The sequence below is a fragment of the Streptomyces sp. R818 genome, from assembly GCF_056172735.1.
This window is the reverse complement of record NZ_JAOCNE010000006.1, coordinates 638,482-655,515: the sequence shown is the minus strand read 5'-3', so window position 1 is coordinate 655,515 and position 17,034 is coordinate 638,482. Positions and strand designations below refer to the sequence as shown.

The following is a 17,034-nucleotide window of genomic DNA, read 5'->3' as shown; positions in this document are numbered from 1 at the left end:
TACGATCCGGACATGGAGCGGGACACCCGGGACACCCGAGGGATCGTCGATCCGGCCGCGCTGCTCACGCGCGTCCGCTTCCGGCGGCACGAACCCGCCGAACCCCTGCGCCCGTACGTCGAGAACTACTGGCTCATCGACTGGGACCTGCCCGCGCCCTACGCCTCGCACATCGTGCCGCACCCCTCCGTGAACCTGACGTTCCAGTGGGACGAGGAGGACGGACCGCCCTACGGAGAGCTGACCGGCGTCTCCGCGCCCGGCCTCTACACCCGCAAGATCGGCGGGCGGGGGCGGGTGTGCGGGGCGAAGTTCTGGCCGGGGGCGTTCCGGCCGTTCGTCCCCGAGGTACCGGTCGCCGAGTGGACCGGCCGAGTGCTGCCGTACGAGGAGGTGTTCCCGGCGACGGACGCGGCGGCGGTCGTCGCGCCCGACCCCGACCCGGAGGACGACCGGGCCCGCGTCGCCGCCCTCGACCACTACCTCCTCCCCCTGCTCCCCGCCGAGCCCGACCCGGCGGCCGAACTGGCGCGCGGGCTCGTCGCACGGATCAGGGCCGGGCGCGGAGTGCGCCGCGTCGCGGATCTCGCACGGGAGGAAGGGATGTCGGTGCGATCGCTGCAACGGCTGTTCTCCGGCCACGTCGGCGTCAGCCCCAAGTGGTGCATCCTGCGCTACCGCATCCACGAGGCGCTGGAGACGGCCGCCGCACACGCGGACCCCGACGGGACCGGCGGGGCCCGCGGAGTCGACTGGGCCGCACTCGCCGCCGACCTCGGCTACGCGGACCAGGCACACCTGGTCCGCGACTTCACGGCGACGGTCGGCGTCCCACCGACGGCGTACCCGACCTCGTAGCCGCTGGGGCCGTCCTACTGCTCGCGGTGGACCTTCGAGTTCGACGCCTGGGCGCGCGGCCGGACCACGAGCAGGTCGATGTTGACGTGGCTCGGCCGGGTCACCGCCCAAGTGATCGTGTCCGCGACGTCGTCCGCGGTGAGCGGCTCGGCGACACCCGCGTACACCTTCGCCGCCTTCTCCTGGTCGCCGCCGAACCGGGTCAGCGCGAACTCCTCCGTCTTCACCATGCCGGGCGCCACCTCGATCACCCGGACCGGCGTGCCGACGATCTCCAGGCGCAGCGTCTCCGCGAGGACATGCTCGGCGTGCTTGGCCGCCACATAACCCGCGCCACCCTCGTACGTGCTGAACCCGGCGGTCGAGGAGAGGACGACGACCGTGCCGTCACCGGAGTCGGTGAGCGCCGGGAGGAGCGCCTGCGTGATGTTCAGGGTGCCGATGACGTTCGTCTCGTACATCTGCCGCCACTGCTCCGGGTCACCGGTGGCCACCGGGTCCGCGCCGAGCGCACCACCCGCGTTGTTCACCAGGACGCCGACCGTCTTGAACGCCGTGGCGAACTCGTCGACCGCCGCCCGGTCGGTGATGTCCAGGGCATACGCGGTGGCCTGGTGCCCGGCGCCGTTGATCTCCTCGGCCAGCGCCTCGATCCGGTCCTTGCGGCGGGCCGTCAGCACCACCCGGTACCCGGCGGCGGCCAGCTGCCGCGCGGTGGCGGCGCCGATACCGCTGCTCGCGCCGGTGACGACGGCGATACGGGAAGACGCGGCGGGGGCCATGAGCTACTCCTCGGACGGCGGGACTGCGGGATATCGGGACTTCCGCCCAGCGTACGTCGCGAAGATCGCCGGGTCAGTCGTTCCTCGGCGCGTACATGATCACCGCCATGCCGGCCAGGCAGATCAGCGCGCCGACCACGTCCCAGCGGGTCGGCCGGTACCCGTCCGCGACCATGCCCCACGCGATCGAGCCCGCCACGAAAACCCCGCCGTACGCGGCCAGGATCCGCCCGAACTCGGCGTCCGGCTGCAACGTCGCCACGAACCCGTACACCCCGAGCGCGATCACCCCACCCCCGACCCACACCCACCCCCGCTGCTCCCGCACCCCCTGCCACACCAGCCACGCACCCCCGATCTCGAAGAGCGCGGCAAGCACGAACAGGACGACGGAACGGGCGACGATCATGAGGGCCAGGGTGTCATGCGCCGCAGCGGCCCGGGGGCGCGCACCGCGCTTCGGCGCTCCCCCTCGAACGGGTGACGCCGATCGATTGCGTGCGCGGCAGGGGAACGGGCTGGCTACGTTCACGCCAACAGGACCGCACACAGTGCGACCCCCGGCACGGGATAGCCGTCCCGGCCGGGGGCCTGACCACCGAGGAAGAGAAGAGCTTCCCCATGGCTGCACGCGAGCCTAGCGCTCACCAGTTCACATTCGACGAGGCGCTCGACCTTGAACCATCCGGCGCGTCGGCGCCGGGGTTCATGGACCTGGAGGTGCCCGAGTACGCGTACATGTTCGGGTTCTTGCAGATGGACGGACACATGGCGGCGGGAGCCGGGCAGAAGGGCCGAATCACCGCCGAAATCAACATCAGGGACATCGAAATCCTGCGTCGCTTCCAGCAGTTGACGCCCTACCCCACCAGCATCACGGAGCGAGTTCGCGCGACCAACTTCGCCGCTTCGCACCACTCGGCGACCTGGACGCTTTGCGCCCTGGAGGCACGCACGACGCTCAACGGACTGGGGCTGCCCTACGGCCGCAAGTCGAAGCAGATCACGCCCCCGCGCGTCCCGTTCTCACGACGCGACTACCTGCGAGGGGTCATCGACGCGGACGGCTCCGTCGGCTACACGAGTCGCGGCTTCCCTTTCGTCTCGCTCACCACGCAGAGCACCGCCATCGCGGCCTACCTCTGCTTCTACGCGAAGAAGATCACCGAGGTTCAGCGCATTCCGAAGCGCAACACCCGCGACGGCATCTACAACATCCTGTTCGCGATGGAGGCGGGCCAGAAGCTCGGCGCCCACCTCTACTACCCCGGCTGCCTGGCTCTGGATCGCAAACAAACGGCCGCCGACTCTCTGGCCACCTGGACCCGCCCTGCTGACATGCGGGCCGCACACACGGCACGTCGCTGGAAGGAATGGGAGGACCGGGTACTCCTCCGGCACAACAACGCGGCCTCCGCCGCCGAGGAGCTGGGCCGTACGGAGAAGAGCTGCCATCTACGCCTGTGGCGTCTGCGCAGCGGCAAGATCCCGATGCCGGAGTGACGCTCGGGGCCCGAGTCGGCGACGACTCGGGCCTCTCACGGACTCAGCCCTTCACGCAGACGACCTGCTTCAGCTTCGCCACGACCTCCACCAGGTCCCGCTGCTGGTCGATGACCTGCTCGATCGGCTTGTACGCGCCCGGGATCTCGTCCACGACGCCGGAGTCCTTGCGGCACTCCACGCCCCGCGTCTGCTCCTCCAGGTCCCGCGTCGAGAAGCGCCGCTTCGCCGCGTTCCGGCTCATCTTGCGGCCCGCGCCGTGCGAGGCGGAGTTGAAGGACGCCGCGTTGCCGAGGCCCTTCACGATGTACGAACCCGTGCCCATGGAGCCGGGGATGATCCCGTACTCGCCCGAGCCCGCGCGGATCGCTCCCTTACGGGTGACCAGCAGGTCCATCCCGTCGTAGCGCTCCTCGCTCACGTAGTTGTGGTGCGCGCTGATCTCCGGCTCGAAGGTCACCTTCGCCTTCTTGAACTCCCGCCGGACCACGTCCTTGAAGAGCGCCATCATGATCGACCGGTTGTACTTCGCGTACTCCTGCGCCCAGAACAGGTCGTTGCGGTACGCCGCCATCTGCGGGGTCTCCGAGATGAAGACGGCCAGGTCGCGGTCGACGAGGTTCTGGTTGTGCGGCAGCTTCTGCGCGACGCCGATGTGATGGTCGGCCAGCTCCTTGCCGATGTTGCGGGAACCGGAGTGCAGCATGAGCCAAACCGAATCGGACATATCAACACAAAGCTCAGCAAAATGGTTTCCTCGGCCAAGTGTTCCTATCTGCTTGCGCGCCCGCCCCTCCCGGAACTTCACCGCCTCCGCAACACCCCCGAACCGCCCCCAGAAGTCGTCCCACCCCGCCGTACCGAAGCCGTGCAGGCGGGTCGGGTCGACCGGGTCGTCGTGCATGCCTCGGCCTACCGGGATCGCCTGCTCGATCTTGGAGCGGAGGCGGGAGAGGTCGCCGGGGAGGTCGTTGGCGGTGAGGGAGGTCTTCACCGCGCTCATGCCGCAGCCGATGTCGACCCCGACCGCCGCCGGGCACACGGCCCCCTGCATCGCGATCACCGAGCCGACCGTGGCGCCCTTGCCGTAGTGGACGTCGGGCATGACGGCCAGGCCCTTGATCCAGGGCAGGGTCGCGACATTGCGGAGCTGCTGCATCGCCGCGTCCTCGACGGACGCCGGGTCCGCCCACATCCGGATGGGGACCTTCGCACCCGGTACCTCTACGTACGACATGAAATCCCCCGAAAGGTGATGAAGCCTGCTGAACTCCACCGAAAGCGGCTGAAGTTCTTTGAAGTTCGGAAACGCAGATACCGGAGCCAAGGTCGACGAAACGGTCGCCGGACCGGCGTCCACGGCAGTGCGTGCGATAGACATTGTCATCATCGGCCGCCTCACCGCGGCAACCGATTAACCAGGCGCAACCCGCCGAGAGGAGCCCTTACGGTGCAGCGGAAGTCGTACGCGTACGTGCCGGGCGTCGCCGTACTCCTGACGGCACTGCTCGCCGGGTGCTCCGGAGGCTCCGGCTCCGACGACAGCGCGGGCGACTCCAAGCCGGGCGGCCTGAGCGCCACCGCGTCGTCGGCCAAGCCCGGCAAGTACCGCACGCTGCCCGAGCCGTGCGCCCAGCCCGACCAGGGGATGCTCGACGCGATGCTCCCCGGCATCAAGGAGCTGACGGACGAGCGGACGCGGGAGAAGGCGTACGAGGGGACGGCGACGGCCACGTACGACACGGCCCGCCGGGCCGGGTGCGGCTGGAAGGACCAGTCGGCGACGGGCGGCACACACCGGCTCACGCTCGACTTCGAGCGGGTCGTCTCCTACGACGCGGCGGTCAGCGACGACACGCGCGCGCAGGACGTGTTCGCGGCGAAGGTGGCGAAGGCGGGCGTGCCGACGACGGCGCCGACCGGTTCCGTCACGCCGTCGAGCGGCACGGCAAGCGATGACGCTGACGGCGACGGGAAGTCCTCCCCCGGCGCGGACACCGGCGGGGACACCGGCGCCGGCACCGCCTCCCCCTCGTCCTCCGTGTCCGCCGCCGAACTGCAGCCGCGGATGCTGGAGGGGCTCGGCGACGAAGCCTTCATCGACGACGAGCTGTCGGGCCCGCTGGCGTCCCGGAGCCGGACGGTGACTGTGGTGTTCCGCACGTCGAACGCCTTGGTGACCGTCCAGTACATGGCCCAGTCGGCGACCTCCGGAGAGGCCCCGGACAGCAAGGAATCGCAGGACAGAGCGCAGGAACTGGCGCAGAAGCTGGTCGGGAAGTTCGACGAGTAGGGCGGTCCGGGTGGCCGTCGCGGCTCTGGTGAAGTCGAGGCGTGCGGGGTGGCCACGGCGTACGGTGGCCCATCGGACCCGGGTTCGTGGTGGCTCTGTGAAGGAAGCCGCCGCTTTTCCGGGACCGTGCTCCAGCCAGCGTCCTATGTAGAGGAACCATGCACCGTCCGACCAAGCGACTCACCCGCATACTCACCTGCGCAGCCGCCGTGCCGGTGGTTCTCCTCGCGGCAGGCTGCTCCTCCGACTCCGGTTCCGGCTCCGGTGACAAGGCGGGCAAGGCGTCCGAGGCGTCCTCGGCCAGGTCCTCCGCCTCGACGGCCGCGGACGCGGCGAAGAAGGTGGCTCCGGCGACGTACAAGGCGCTGCCGAAGGCGTGCTCGTCGCTGTCGAAGAAGACGCTCGGCGAGCTGGTCCCGAAGGGTGACAGCAAGGCGGGCGCGTCGGACGACGAGTCGACGCGGGACAACTGCTCCTGGTCGAGCCTGGACAACAACGGCGTCAAGGGCTCCCAGTTCCGCTGGCTGAATGTCTCGATGGTCCGTTTCGAGTCGGATCTGAACCGGGGCAGCGGCGACAAGCTGGCGACGGAGTACTACGCGAAGCAGGTCAAGGACGCGCAGGCGACCGAGGGCGCGAAGAACGTGAAGACCGAGCCGGTCGCGGGCACGGGTGACGAGGCGACGCTGGTGCGCTTCGACAGCACGTACGAGGAAAAGAAGAAGAAGAGCGTCACGTCCCGGCAGCAGACGGTCGTCTCGCGTGTGGACAACGTGGTCGTCACCGTGCACTACAACGGTTCGGGTCTCGCGGGTGAGAAGACGCCGGCCGCGGACGGTCTGGTGAAGGACGCGGAGAAGGCGGCCAAGGAGGTCGTGGCGTCGGTGGTGGACTCGAAGGAGTCGCCTTCCGCGTCGGCGTCGTCCTCGTCGTCCTCGTCTGCCTCCTCGTCGGCGAAGCCGAAGGCGTCCGCCTCGGCCTCCGCTTCGAAGAAGGCCGGCGGCGAGGCCGACGACAAGGCGGGCGACAAGAAGGACAACTAGCCTGCGCAACAAGCGGTTTGCGGAGCCCGGCCCCTTTTGGGCGCCGGGCTCCGGGCGTACCGGCCCACGGCCGTCCGCACACGTGTGCCAGTCTGTTGGGCGCAACATGCCGAACTGGGAGGGGAACTGGAGTGGCCGCGCCACTGAAGCTGACACGGACGCACCGGATACTCATCGGTCTGGTGGTGGCCGGTGCGGTCGTCATCGCGGGGATCGGTTTCGCCGGTTCCTACGCGGCCGTCCGCGAACTGGCCCTGGAGAAGGGGTTCGGGAACTTCTCCTACGTCTTCCCGATCGGTATCGACGCGGGTATCTGTGTGCTGCTCGCGCTCGATCTGCTGCTGACCTGGATCCGGATCCCGTTCCCGCTCCTGCGGCAGACGGCCTGGCTGCTGACCGCCGCGACCATCGCGTTCAACGGCGCCGCCGCCTGGCCGGACCCGCTCGGCACCGGCATGCACGCCGTGATCCCGATCCTGTTCGTCGTCGCGGTCGAGGCGGCCCGGCACGCGATCGGGCGGATCGCGGACATCACCGCCGACAAGCACATGGAGGGCGTGCGCATCACGCGCTGGCTGCTCTCCCCGCTCCCCACGTTCCTGCTGTGGCGCCGGATGAAGCTGTGGGAGCTGCGCTCCTACGACGCGACGATCAAGCTGGAGCAGGAGCGTCTCGTCTACCAGGCCCGCCTGCGTTCCCGTTTCGGCCGGGCCTGGCGCCGCAAGGCCCCGGTGGAGTCGTTGATGCCGTTGCGCCTCGCCCGCTACGGGGTGCCGCTCGCCGAGACCGCCCCGGCCGGGCTGGCCGCCGCCGGGATCGAGCCGCAGCTTCTGCCGCCCGCGCCGCCGGTCGCGGCGCAGGGCGGCCGGGAGTCCGTGCCGGAGCTGGAGCCGTCGGCGGGTGCGGCGGTGGTCGACGAGGTGGCCGCAGCCGACGCGCCGAGCCAGTGGTTCGCCACGCCGCGCGAGGTGGCGTACCAGGGGGATTACGACCCGAACTTCGAGCCGCCCACGTTCGTCCCGGAGCAGGAGCATCAGGACTGGTACGAGGAGCAGCCCCAGCAGATCCCGGTGCCGAGGCCCCGCGCGGCCGAGCCCGCGCCTGAGCCCGCATCCGTACCCGCGCCCGCATCCGCTCCCGTACCCGCACCCGAGCAGCAGTTCCCCGTGCCGAACGGTGCCGGGGGAACGCGTCCGCTCGGTGACGGCGCGCAGGACGCCGCGGCCGCCGCGCCCACCGAGGAGGACCTGTACCGGGTCTACCGGCAGGGCATACAGGGTGAGGGGGTTCCGTCGCCGGGGACGTTCGCCGCGGACGTCGAGGACTCGTTCGGCATCCGGCTTTCGCCGCGTGACGTGAACCGGTACGCGGAGCAGTTCGAGGCCCGTTACAGCGCCGAGCTCATGGAGGACCACATCGCCTGAGCGCGGCGGTCAGGAACGGGAAGGGGCGGCACCGGAGGGATCCGGTGCCGCCCCTTTTCGTTCGCCGGGTTACGCCCCGAGGAGCGTCCGCACCCGGTCCGCGCCGACCGCGAGCAGCAGCGTGGGCAGGCGCGGGCCGGTGTCGCGGCCCACGAGCAGGTGGTAGAGCAGGGCGAAGAAGGTGCGCTGGGCGACCTTGATCTCGGCCGGGAGTTCCTTGGCGGTGGCGTCGGCGGGGAAGCCTGCCTGCACCTTGGGGACGCCGTAGACGAGGTGGGTGAGGCCGTCGAGGGACCAGTGGGAGTCCAGGCCGTCCAGGAGGAGGGCGAGGGACTTGCGGCTCTCCTCGTCGAGCGCGGCGAGCGCCTCGGTGTCGGGCTCGGAGCGGACGATGGTGCGGGACTCGGCGGGCACGTACTTGGAGATCCAGGTCTCGGCCTTGTCGAGCCGGGGGCGGACCGTGGCGAGGTCCGTGACCGGGTTCTCCGGGTCGAGTTCGGCGAGGATGCGCAGTGTCTGCCGCTCGTCGCCGGCGGTGACGTCGGCGACGGAGGCCAGTGTGCGGTAGGGCAGCGGGCGCTCGGTGCGCGGCAGTTCTCCGGCGGCGGTGCCGACGGCGCGGCTGTAGGCGGCGGCGTCGGCGGGGAGCACGGAGCCGTCGGCGACCTTTCCGGCGAGCTTGTCCCACTCGTCGTAGAGGCGCTGGATCTCCTGGTCGAAGGCGATCTTGAAGGACTGGTTGGGGCGGCGGCGGGCGTAGAGCCAGCGCAGGATCTGCGGCTCCATGATCTCCAGCGCGTCGCCGGGGGTCGGGACGCCGCCCTTGCTGGACGACATCTTGGCCATGCCGCTGATGCCGACGAACGCGTACATCGGGCCGATGGGCTGCTCGCCGCCGAAGATCGACACGATCTGGCCGCCGACCTGGAACGAGGAGCCCGGGGACGAGTGGTCGACGCCGGACGGCTCGAAGATCACGCCCTCGTACGCCCAGCGCATCGGCCAGTCGACCTTCCACACGAGCTTGCCGCGGTTGAACTCGCTGAGGCGGACGATCTCGGTGTAGCCGTCGAGGGTGCAGGTGTAGGCCAGTTCGGTGCTCTCGTCGTCGTACGAGGTGACCGTGGTGAGGTCCTTGCCGCACTGGCCGCAGAACGGCTTGTACGGGTAGTAGCCGCCCGCGCCGCCGCTGCCGTCGTCCTCGGACGCGGCGCCGGAGCCCTCGGCGGCCTCGACCTCGGCCTCGTCCTTGGGCTTCTGCTGTTGCTTGGCCGGGGCCTTCTTGGTGCGGTACTGGGCGAGGATCGCGTCGATGTCGCCGCGGTGCTTCATGGCGTGCAGGATCTGCTCGCGGTAGACGCCGGACGTGTACTGCGCGGTCTGGCTGATCCCGTCGAACTCCACGCCGAGGGCGCCGAGCGCCTCGACCATGGCGGCCTTGAAGTGCTCGGCCCAGTTCGGGTACGCGGATCCGGCGGGTGCCGGGACCGAGGTCAGGGGCTTGCCGATGTGCTCGGCCCAGGACGCGTCGGTGCCGGGCACGCCGTTCGGGACCTTGCGGTAGCGGTCGTAGTCGTCCCAGGAGATCAGGTGGCGGACCTCGTGGCCGCGGCGGCGGATCTCGTCGGCGACCAGGTGCGGGGTCATGACCTCGCGCAGGTTGCCCAGGTGGATCGGGCCGGACGGGGAGAGGCCGGAGGCGACGACGACCGGTTTGCCCGGGGCACGACGCTCGGACTCGGCGATCACTTCGTCCGCGTAGCGCGACACCCAGTCCTGCTGGGCGCCGGGAGCGCTGCTGTCAGCCACGGTCGGCACGTCCTTCTCTCCTCGTTCGTCTCGTACGGAGTACCCGCCCATTGTCACCCGCCGTGGTTCGTCCCGGAAAACGGATAGCGCAGCCGTACAACCCCGGGGTCCCCTCGGGTGTCCTCACTTCGTGATCACAGACAGATTCCGCGCGGGGCTGCGTCTGGGGGCCGCCGGGCTCTCGATAGCCCTGCCGTCGGCTTGCCTCGTCCTCGCGGCGCCTTCCGCCGAAGCCGCCGTCACCTGCGGCGACACCACGTTCAAGAGGACGTTCTACAGCAACACCACCTTCTCCGGGACGCCGAAGAAGACGGACTGCGACACCACCATCGACCAGAAGTGGACCGGCGCGCCGCTCTCCGGGATGGCCACGAACAACTTCTCGGTGCGCTACTCGCTCACCCGTGACTTCGGTTCGGGCGGCTGCTTCACCTACCGGCTCTCCGGTACGGACGGTCTGCGCCTGTACGTGGACAACGTCCGCAAGGTGAACAAGTGGACGAACACGGGTGACAGTGGCAACAGCGTCCCGGGCACGTTCTGCATCGGCTCGGGCAAGCACACGGTCCGTGTCGACCACACGAACTGGACCGGGCTCTCCCGGGTGAAGTTCACGTGGCCCGCCTCGTCCGACAGCAAGGCGCCGCTGGCCCCGACCGGCATCACGACGTCGTACTCCACGTCGACCGGCAAGGCGTCCGCCCGCTGGACGAAGAACCGCGAGCTGGACATCGCCCGCTACGAGGTCTTGGTGGAGACTCCCGGGTCGGGTGTGTCGAGGTGGAGGACCACCGGCACCAGCGCCACGTACACGCTGCCGAAGGACGGCCTGAAGTACCGGTTCTGCGTCCAGGCCGTCGACAAGTGGACGAACTACGGCAAGGCCGCCTGCGGCCCGTACGTCACGCCGTCGGACAAGACGGCCCCGCCCGTCCCCTACGTGCCCGCCTCCGACGTCACGGTCTCGAAGGGCCTCTACGGGCCGCGCGTCAACGTGTGGCTGGGTCAGGTGCAGCCTGCCGAGGGCCCCGTCTTCACGCTGTGGCGGGCCACGGCCGCGGCGGGCCCGTTCACCAAGGTCGCGACGATGGACCTGCGCAGGACGCCGGGTGAGCAGTACCTGTACGACGAGGAGCCCGGCGAGGGGAAGACGTACTACTACGCGGCGTCGGCGAGCGACGCCGCGGGCAACACCTCGGCGCGCACCAAGGCCGTCAAGGTGAGCACGCCGGACGTGACGGCGCCGGGGGCCGTGGCGGGCCTCACGGCCACGCCGGACACCGACAAGAACGTGCTGACGTGGGGCCCGTCGTCCGACGGCGCGGTGCGCTGGGAGGTGTACGGCGCGGACGGCAGCGCGGCTCCGACCCTGCTGGGCACCGCCTCGGCCGCCGAGTACCGGGACACCACGGCGAAGCCGGGCGTGCGGCGCACGTACACGGTGTACGCGTTCGACGCGGCGGGGAACAAGTCGAAGCCGGCGACCGTCACGGCGGCCCGCCAGGTGGCGCCCGCGATGCCCGTGGGCCTGCGGCCGGACGCGCAGGGCCGCCCCGTGCTGACCATCAGAGTCGCGGCGGACAACGACCACAGCGGCGGCTTCAAGGTCTGGTCGGGCTCCAGCGCGTCCACGGTGCGCACCCATGCGCGCGCCTGTGCCCCGCAGGAGGTGTTCCGGACCTCCCTGTACGTCGAGTACACCTGCGCGCTCACCGATTTCGGCGGTTCGTCGGACAGCTATGTCACGGTTGTCGCCGTCGCCGGGAACGGCGTGATGTCCAGCTACGCCAAGGCGGTGCGGTACGAGGACACGGCCGCGCCGCCGGTCCCCGCCGGGTTCACCGCGACGCCCGAGCCGTGGGGCGCGACCCTGCGCTGGGACCCGGTCGCCGTCGCCGACCTGGGCTCCTACCGGCTGCGTGCCGGCCGCCCGGTGACGGTCGACGGCGTGCGCACCTGCGGGGACGGGAACTGGCAGCCCCTCCCGCGCATCGTCACGTCCTACCAGGACACCAAGGGGCTGCCGGACGGCGAGGAGCGCTGCTGGGAGCTGTACGCCGTGGACGGCTCGAACAACTACAGCGAGTCGGTCACCGTCTACGCGGCCGAGCAGGACACCCGCCCCGCCGAGGCGACCGCGCCGGGCTCCCCGGTGACCGGCCTGGACGCCGCGGAGAACGCCGGTGACACGGTCCTGAACTGGGACACGCTCGACGGCGCCACCAGTTACCGGGTCTATCGCTGGGACCGGGCGGCGGGCGTCTACGAGCGGATCGCCGAGGGCCCGATGCCGAACCCGTACGCGGAGGAGTTCCGGCTCTTCCGTGACGAGGACGCCCCGTCCGGCACCGCCGCCTACTACCGCGTGAGCGCGGTGTTCGCGGACGGCACCGAGTCGGCCCCGGCCCTCGCGGCGGTGGCGCTGGCGCCCGTGTCCTGACGTGGTGGAGAGCGGGGGCGGGCGGGAATCCATGCGACCGCCCGTCCGCCCCCGTGGGAGACTGGACCCGGTTCAGAACTCAGTACACCTGGCCCCTGGACCCTGTCTCCTGACACCTACGAGCGGAACGGCATCTACTCCATGGCCTCGGTCACGTCCCTCACGTCCTCCGTCCACCAGCGTCTCGCCGACGCCCTCAGCGCCGCCCTCCCCGAGGCCGGTGCGGGCGCGGACCCGCTGCTGCGACGTAGCGACCGGGCCGACTACCAGGCCAACGGGATCCTGGCGCTCGCCAAGAAGGCGAAGGCGAACCCGCGGGAGCTGGCCACGCAGGTCGTGGAGAAGATCGTCAATGGTGATCTCCTCGCCGATGTCGAGGTCTCGGGCCCCGGCTTCCTGAACGTGACGGTCACCGACCGTGCGATCACCGAGACCCTCGCCGCCCGCGCCGCCGACGGCGACCGGCTCGGCGTGCCCCTGAAGGAGCACCCGGGCACGACGGTCATCGACTACGCGCAGCCGAACGTGGCGAAGGAGATGCACGTCGGCCACCTGCGCTCGGCGGTCATCGGTGACGCGCTGCGCGCCATGCTCGACTTCACCGGTGAGAAGACGGTCGGCCGCCACCACATCGGCGACTGGGGCACCCAGTTCGGCATGCTCATCCAGTACCTGACCGAGCACCCGGGCGAGCTGGCCCCGGCCGACGAGGTCGACGGCGAGCAGGCCATGTCGAACCTGAACCGGATCTACAAGGCGTCGCGCGCCGTCTTCGACTCGGACGAGCAGTTCAAGGAGCGGGCCCGCAAGCGGGTCGTGGCGCTGCAGTCCGGCGACAAGGAGACGCTCGACCTGTGGCAGCGGTTCGTGGACGAGTCGAAGGTCTACTTCTACTCGGTCTTCGAGAAGCTCGACATGGAGATCCGGGACGACGAGATCGTCGGCGAGTCGGCGTACAACGACCTGATGCCGGAGACGGCGCGGCTCCTGGAGGAGTCGGGTGTCGCGGTGCGCTCCGAGGGCGCGCTCGTCGTGTTCTTCGACGAGATCCGCGGCAAGGACGGCGAGCCGGTGCCGCTGATCGTGCAGAAGGCGGACGGCGGCTTCGGCTACGCGGCCTCCGACCTTTCCGCGATCCGCAACCGCGTCCAGGACCTGAACGCGACGACGCTGCTGTACGTCGTGGACGTCCGCCAGTCGCTGCACTTCAAGATGGTCTTCGAGGCGGCCCGCCGGATGGGCTGGCTGAGCGACGACGTCACCGCGCACAACATGGGCTACGGCACGGTGCTCGGCGCCGACGGCAAGCCGTTCAAGACCCGCGCGGGCGAGACCGTGCGCCTGGAGGACCTCCTCGACGAGGCGGCCGAGCGGGCGACGGCCGTGGTGCGGGAGAAGGCGGAGAAGATCGGCCTCTCCGAGGAGGAGATCGTCGAGAACGGGCGGTACGTCGGGATCGGCGCCGTGAAGTACGCGGACCTGTCGACGTCGGCGAACCGGGACTACAAGTTCGACCTGGACCAGATGGTGTCGCTGAACGGCGACACGAGCGTGTACCTGCAGTACGCGTACGCCCGGATCAAGTCGATCCTGCGCAAGTCCGAGGGCGACACCCCGGCCGCCCACCCGGAGCTGGCGCTCGCCCCGGCCGAGCGCGCCCTCGGCCTGCACCTGGACGCGTTCGGCGACCTCGTCTTCGAGGCGTCGGCGGAGTACGCGCCGCACAAGCTGGCCGCGTACCTGTACCAGCTGGCGTCGCTGTTCACGACGTTCTACGACCAGTGCCCGGTGATCAAGCCGCGTCCGGAGCAGGAGGTCGTGGAGAACCGGCTGTTCCTGTGCGACCTGACGGCCCGGACGCTCCACCAGGGCATGGCCCTGCTCGGCATCCGGACCCCCGAGCGCCTCTGAGCGCTCAGCCCTTGAGGGCGCGGCCGAGCCGCCGCAGCCCTTCCGCGATCTCCTCCGGTTCCTGCGTCACGAAGCAGAGCCGGAGGGTCGTGGAGTCGGCGTCGGCGATGTGGAACGGATCGCCCGGGACGTACGCCACCTCGTACGCGACCGCCTTGCCGAGCAGGGCGGTCGTGTCGTGTCCGCCGGTGCCGGGCAGCCGGGCCCACAGGAACATGCCGCCCTCGGGCCGGGTCCACGTCGACCCCTCCGGAAGCGCGTCGGCGATCCCCGCGAGCATCGCGTCGCGGCGGCTGCCGTACGCGGCGGCGACCTTGGCGACATGCGCGTCGAGGTCGGAGTCTGCGAGGTAGCGGGCGGCGGCGAGCTGGGTGACGGTCGGGGTGTGCAGGTCGGCGGCCTGTTTGGCGACGGCGCAGGCGCGGCGCAGCGCGGCGGGCGCGCGCAGCCAGCCGAGGCGCAGGCCCGGCGCCATGACCTTGGAGAACGAGCCGAGCAGCACGGTGCGGTCGCGGGCGTCCTCGTGACTGGCGATCCAGGGCACGCGCTCGCCCTCGAAGCGGAGTTCGCCGTACGGGTCGTCCTCGATGATCCACAGTCCGCGCCGCGCGGCGATCCGGGCGACGGCGGCGCGGCGTCCTGCGGGCAGGGTGCGGCCGGTCGGGTTCTGGAACGTGGGCACCGTGTAGAGGAGCTTGGGCGAGTGCTCGGCGGCGAGCGCGTCGAGGGCGTCGGGGTCGATGCCGTCGGTGTCGCAGGGGACGGGGACGATGCGGGCGCCCGCGAGGCCGAAGGCCTGCAGGGCGGCCAGGTAACAGGGGTTCTCGACGAGGACGGTGTCGCCGGGTTCGATCAGCGCGGTCGTGAGGAGGGACAGCGCCTGCTGGGAGCCGGTGGTGATCAGCAGGTCGTCGGCGGTGGTGGGCAGCGCGCGGGCGGTGGTGCGGGCGGCGAGCGCCTCGCGCAGGGCGGGTTCGCCCTCGGTGGTGGAGTACTGGAGCGCGCGCCGCGGATCGGCTTGGAGGACGTGGGCGAACGCGGCCGCGATGCCGTCGGTGTCGAAGAGTTCGGGGGCCGGGAGGCCGCCCGCGAAGTTGATGACTTCGGGCCGGGCGGTGACCGCGAGGATGTCCCGGATCGGGGAGCCGCCGACGGTGGCGACGCGGGCGGCGAGCGGGGCGGGGTCCACGGACGTGGTGGCGGTCATGGGCACGAGTCCTTCCGGGCGGGCGGCGGTTGTCCGGAACCCTAAAGAAGTAGGTGTCCTGTGCACCTGCCGTTTCGGGATACGGACGTGAGCCGTTCGCCCGCCACGGGTGCCCGCCCTCAACCGGCGCTCTGCTCCTCCCTCTTGATCCACTCGTTGGTGCCGAGCGGGTAGTCGTAGCCGGCGCGGCCGGCGTCGGCGCTGGTGCGGAACGGGGTGCCCGCGTTGTCGATGTGGACGGTGCCTCGGCGGTCGCCGCTGGACCACTCCAGGCTGAGGTCCCAGCGGACGTCGCGGGTCGTGGTGTGCGCCGTGACGTAGAAGACCTCGGGGTCGGACTCGCTGACCTTGTAGGGGAAGTCCCGCTGCCCGTTCCTGCCGTCGGCGGTCGGGCTGCCCGCGTCCAGGTTCACGTCGAACGACTTGGTCCCGACGCCGCCGCCGCAGCCGACGCCCATCGAGTAGTCGTTCCAGGCGAGCGGGGCGTTGCTGCTGACGACGCGGACGTGCAGCGCCTCCAGGACGACGGTGTCGTGCCCGGTGCCCTGCACGGTCAGCGCCACGCGCTGCTCCCCGGACGCGACCGCGCCGTACGCCGCCGCCCAGCGGGTGGCCTCCGGCTCGGTGGCGGGCGGGCCGACCTGCGCGGGTTCGCTGTCGACGAGGAAGTGCTGGCTGCACGGGCTCTCGTAGACGTAGGGGCGGGTGGCGACGGTGAGCGGCGCGCCCGTGGCCCGGCCATCGGCTCCGCCCTTGGCCCCGCCGGTGGTGCGGGAGGGGGCGGCGGGCGAGGTGCCCGTGCGGGCGGAGGCGGATGCCGAGGGATCGGCGGACCCGGACGCCGACGTGGAGGGGGACGAGGACGCGGAGGGCGACGTGGACGGGGCTCGGTCGGCGGCCCCCCGTTCCCCGGAGGCCGTGGCCCCGGCCGCCTGCGGCGCGGCGCCGCTCCCGTCGTCCCCCGCCTTCAGATTCACCGTCAGCGCGACGGCCCCGAGCACGGCGGCGACGGCGATCCCGGCGATGAGCACGGTGCGCTTGCGGCGGGGCCGGGGGTGGGGGCGGGCCTGGGCGGCGCCGGGGAGGTCGACGGAGGCGGGCGCCTCCGGGGACGCGGCGGGCGGCTCCGGGTCAACAGCGGTACTGGCCGCCTCCGGAGCCGCGCCCGGCGTCGCCTCCTGGGCCGTGCCCGGCGTCCTCTCCGGTGCCGCGCTCGCCGTCGCCTGCTGGGCCGTGCCCGGCGTCCTCTCCGGAGCCGCGCTCGCCGTCGCCTCCGGAGCCATGCTCGGCGTCACCCCCGGGGCCGGGCTCGCCGTCGCCTCCGGGGCCGGGCTTGGCGTCGCCTCCGGGGCCGGGCTCGGCGTCGTCTTCCGCCCCCGGCCCGCGTCCGCCAGGATCCACGCCCGGTGGAGTTCGACCAGTTCCTGCGGGGTCGCCTTGCAGAGGCGGGCGAGGCGCTCCACCGGGGCGTAGTCCGTCGGTACCGCCGTGCCGTTGCAGTAGCGGTGCAGCGTCGACGTGCTCATGTGCAGGCGCTTGGCCAGCGTCCCGTAGCTGAGCCCCGAACGGTCCTTCAGCCCCCGCAGCAGCGTCGCGAACGCCTCCGCGCTGTCCCCCGGCAGATCCCCTGACACCCGTTCCTCCGTTCCCCCGCGTCCCGCCCGGGCGTTCCAGGCAGTGCGCATTTCCCCAGGTCAGAGCCTGTTCCAGCGTTCCAGTGTCCCGTACTGCCCGCGGATCGTGGCGGCTGGGACGGATCACCGC

The 17,034-nt window shown here is 71.1% G+C and carries 13 protein-coding genes; 7 read left to right on the top strand and 6 right to left on the bottom strand.

Annotation, left to right across the window (positions count from 1 at the left end; translation table 11 throughout):
* The first annotated feature begins 12 nt into the window (after positions 1-12).
* On the top strand, positions 13-858 hold the full coding sequence (locus N5I75_RS19350) for a DUF6597 domain-containing transcriptional factor (RefSeq protein ID WP_476679160.1): 846 nt from the start codon (positions 13-15) through the stop codon (positions 856-858).
* A gap of 14 nt (positions 859-872) precedes the next feature.
* Here the strand turns inward: N5I75_RS19350 and N5I75_RS19345 are convergent, their stop codons facing one another.
* Positions 873-1,640 (bottom strand): SDR family NAD(P)-dependent oxidoreductase, encoded by a 768-nt coding sequence (locus tag N5I75_RS19345; protein ID WP_476679158.1) that lies wholly within the window; start codon positions 1,638-1,640, stop codon positions 873-875.
* A 73-nt stretch (positions 1,641-1,713) separates the two neighbouring features.
* Positions 1,714-2,049 carry a YnfA family protein gene (locus N5I75_RS19340; RefSeq protein ID WP_476679156.1) on the bottom strand — a complete coding sequence of 112 codons (336 nt, stop codon included), beginning with the start codon at positions 2,047-2,049 and terminating at the stop codon, positions 1,714-1,716.
* A gap of 212 nt (positions 2,050-2,261) precedes the next feature.
* Here N5I75_RS19340 and N5I75_RS19335 point away from each other — a divergent pair, with 212 nt between their 5' ends.
* Positions 2,262-3,143, top strand: coding sequence for a hypothetical protein (locus N5I75_RS19335; RefSeq protein ID WP_476679154.1), 882 nt, complete (start codon positions 2,262-2,264; stop codon positions 3,141-3,143).
* A gap of 43 nt (positions 3,144-3,186) precedes the next feature.
* Here the strand turns inward: N5I75_RS19335 and N5I75_RS19330 are convergent, their stop codons facing one another.
* Positions 3,187-4,380, bottom strand: a complete 1,194-nt coding sequence (locus tag N5I75_RS19330) for an RtcB family protein (RefSeq protein ID WP_476679152.1) — start codon at positions 4,378-4,380, stop codon at positions 3,187-3,189.
* A gap of 213 nt (positions 4,381-4,593) precedes the next feature.
* On the opposite strand from N5I75_RS19330, the gene N5I75_RS19325 reads away from it, so the two are divergent.
* The 3 genes from N5I75_RS19325 (at position 4,594) to N5I75_RS19315 (ending at position 7,903) form a co-directional block, all read left to right on the top strand.
* Entirely contained in the window at positions 4,594-5,436 is an 843-nt protein-coding gene (locus N5I75_RS19325) for a DUF3558 domain-containing protein (protein ID WP_476679150.1), read from the top strand.
* 158 nt (positions 5,437-5,594) lie between these two features.
* Positions 5,595-6,479, top strand: a complete 885-nt coding sequence (locus N5I75_RS19320; protein WP_476679148.1) for a DUF3558 domain-containing protein — start codon at positions 5,595-5,597, stop codon at positions 6,477-6,479.
* A 131-nt stretch (positions 6,480-6,610) separates the two neighbouring features.
* Positions 6,611-7,903, top strand: a complete 1,293-nt coding sequence (locus tag N5I75_RS19315) for a DUF2637 domain-containing protein (RefSeq protein WP_476679146.1) — start codon at positions 6,611-6,613, stop codon at positions 7,901-7,903.
* Between the two features lie 69 nt (positions 7,904-7,972).
* Here N5I75_RS19315 and lysS read toward each other — a convergent pair whose 3' ends face one another.
* Positions 7,973-9,721 carry a lysine--tRNA ligase gene (gene lysS, locus N5I75_RS19310; protein ID WP_476679144.1) on the bottom strand — a complete coding sequence of 583 codons (1,749 nt, stop codon included), beginning with the start codon at positions 9,719-9,721 and terminating at the stop codon, positions 7,973-7,975.
* 121 nt (positions 9,722-9,842) lie between these two features.
* Between lysS and N5I75_RS19305 the strand changes: the two genes are divergently transcribed.
* Complete coding sequence (locus N5I75_RS19305) at positions 9,843-12,152, top strand: PA14 domain-containing protein (RefSeq protein ID WP_476679142.1); 2,310 nt, start codon at positions 9,843-9,845, stop codon at positions 12,150-12,152.
* Between the two features lie 141 nt (positions 12,153-12,293).
* Positions 12,294-14,063 (top strand): arginine--tRNA ligase, encoded by a 1,770-nt coding sequence (gene argS / locus N5I75_RS19300; protein WP_476679140.1) that lies wholly within the window; start codon positions 12,294-12,296, stop codon positions 14,061-14,063.
* A gap of 4 nt (positions 14,064-14,067) precedes the next feature.
* Here argS and N5I75_RS19295 read toward each other — a convergent pair whose 3' ends face one another.
* Both N5I75_RS19295 and N5I75_RS19290 read right to left on the bottom strand, forming a co-directional pair.
* Positions 14,068-15,270: an aminotransferase-like domain-containing protein gene (locus N5I75_RS19295; RefSeq protein ID WP_476679138.1), complete on the bottom strand. Its 1,203-nt coding sequence runs from the start codon at positions 15,268-15,270 to the stop codon at positions 14,068-14,070.
* 119 nt (positions 15,271-15,389) lie between these two features.
* Complete coding sequence (locus N5I75_RS19290) at positions 15,390-16,904, bottom strand: helix-turn-helix domain-containing protein (RefSeq protein WP_476679136.1); 1,515 nt, start codon at positions 16,902-16,904, stop codon at positions 15,390-15,392.
* Between the last annotated feature and the right edge of the window lie 130 nt (positions 16,905-17,034).

Coding starts and splice junctions, on each gene's coding strand:
- N5I75_RS19350 (WP_476679160.1), top strand. CDS start 13: ATGGAGCGGGACACCCGGGACACCCGAGGGATCGTCGATCCGGCCGCG.
- N5I75_RS19345 (WP_476679158.1), bottom strand. CDS start 1,640: ATGGCCCCCGCCGCGTCTTCCCGTATCGCCGTCGTCACCGGCGCGAGC.
- N5I75_RS19320 (WP_476679148.1), top strand. CDS start 5,595: ATGCACCGTCCGACCAAGCGACTCACCCGCATACTCACCTGCGCAGCC.
- N5I75_RS19340 (WP_476679156.1), bottom strand. CDS start 2,049: ATGATCGTCGCCCGTTCCGTCGTCCTGTTCGTGCTTGCCGCGCTCTTC.
- argS (WP_476679140.1), top strand. CDS start 12,294: ATGGCCTCGGTCACGTCCCTCACGTCCTCCGTCCACCAGCGTCTCGCC.
- N5I75_RS19295 (WP_476679138.1), bottom strand. CDS start 15,270: ATGACCGCCACCACGTCCGTGGACCCCGCCCCGCTCGCCGCCCGCGTC.
- N5I75_RS19330 (WP_476679152.1), bottom strand. CDS start 4,380: ATGTCGTACGTAGAGGTACCGGGTGCGAAGGTCCCCATCCGGATGTGG.
- N5I75_RS19335 (WP_476679154.1), top strand. CDS start 2,262: ATGGCTGCACGCGAGCCTAGCGCTCACCAGTTCACATTCGACGAGGCG.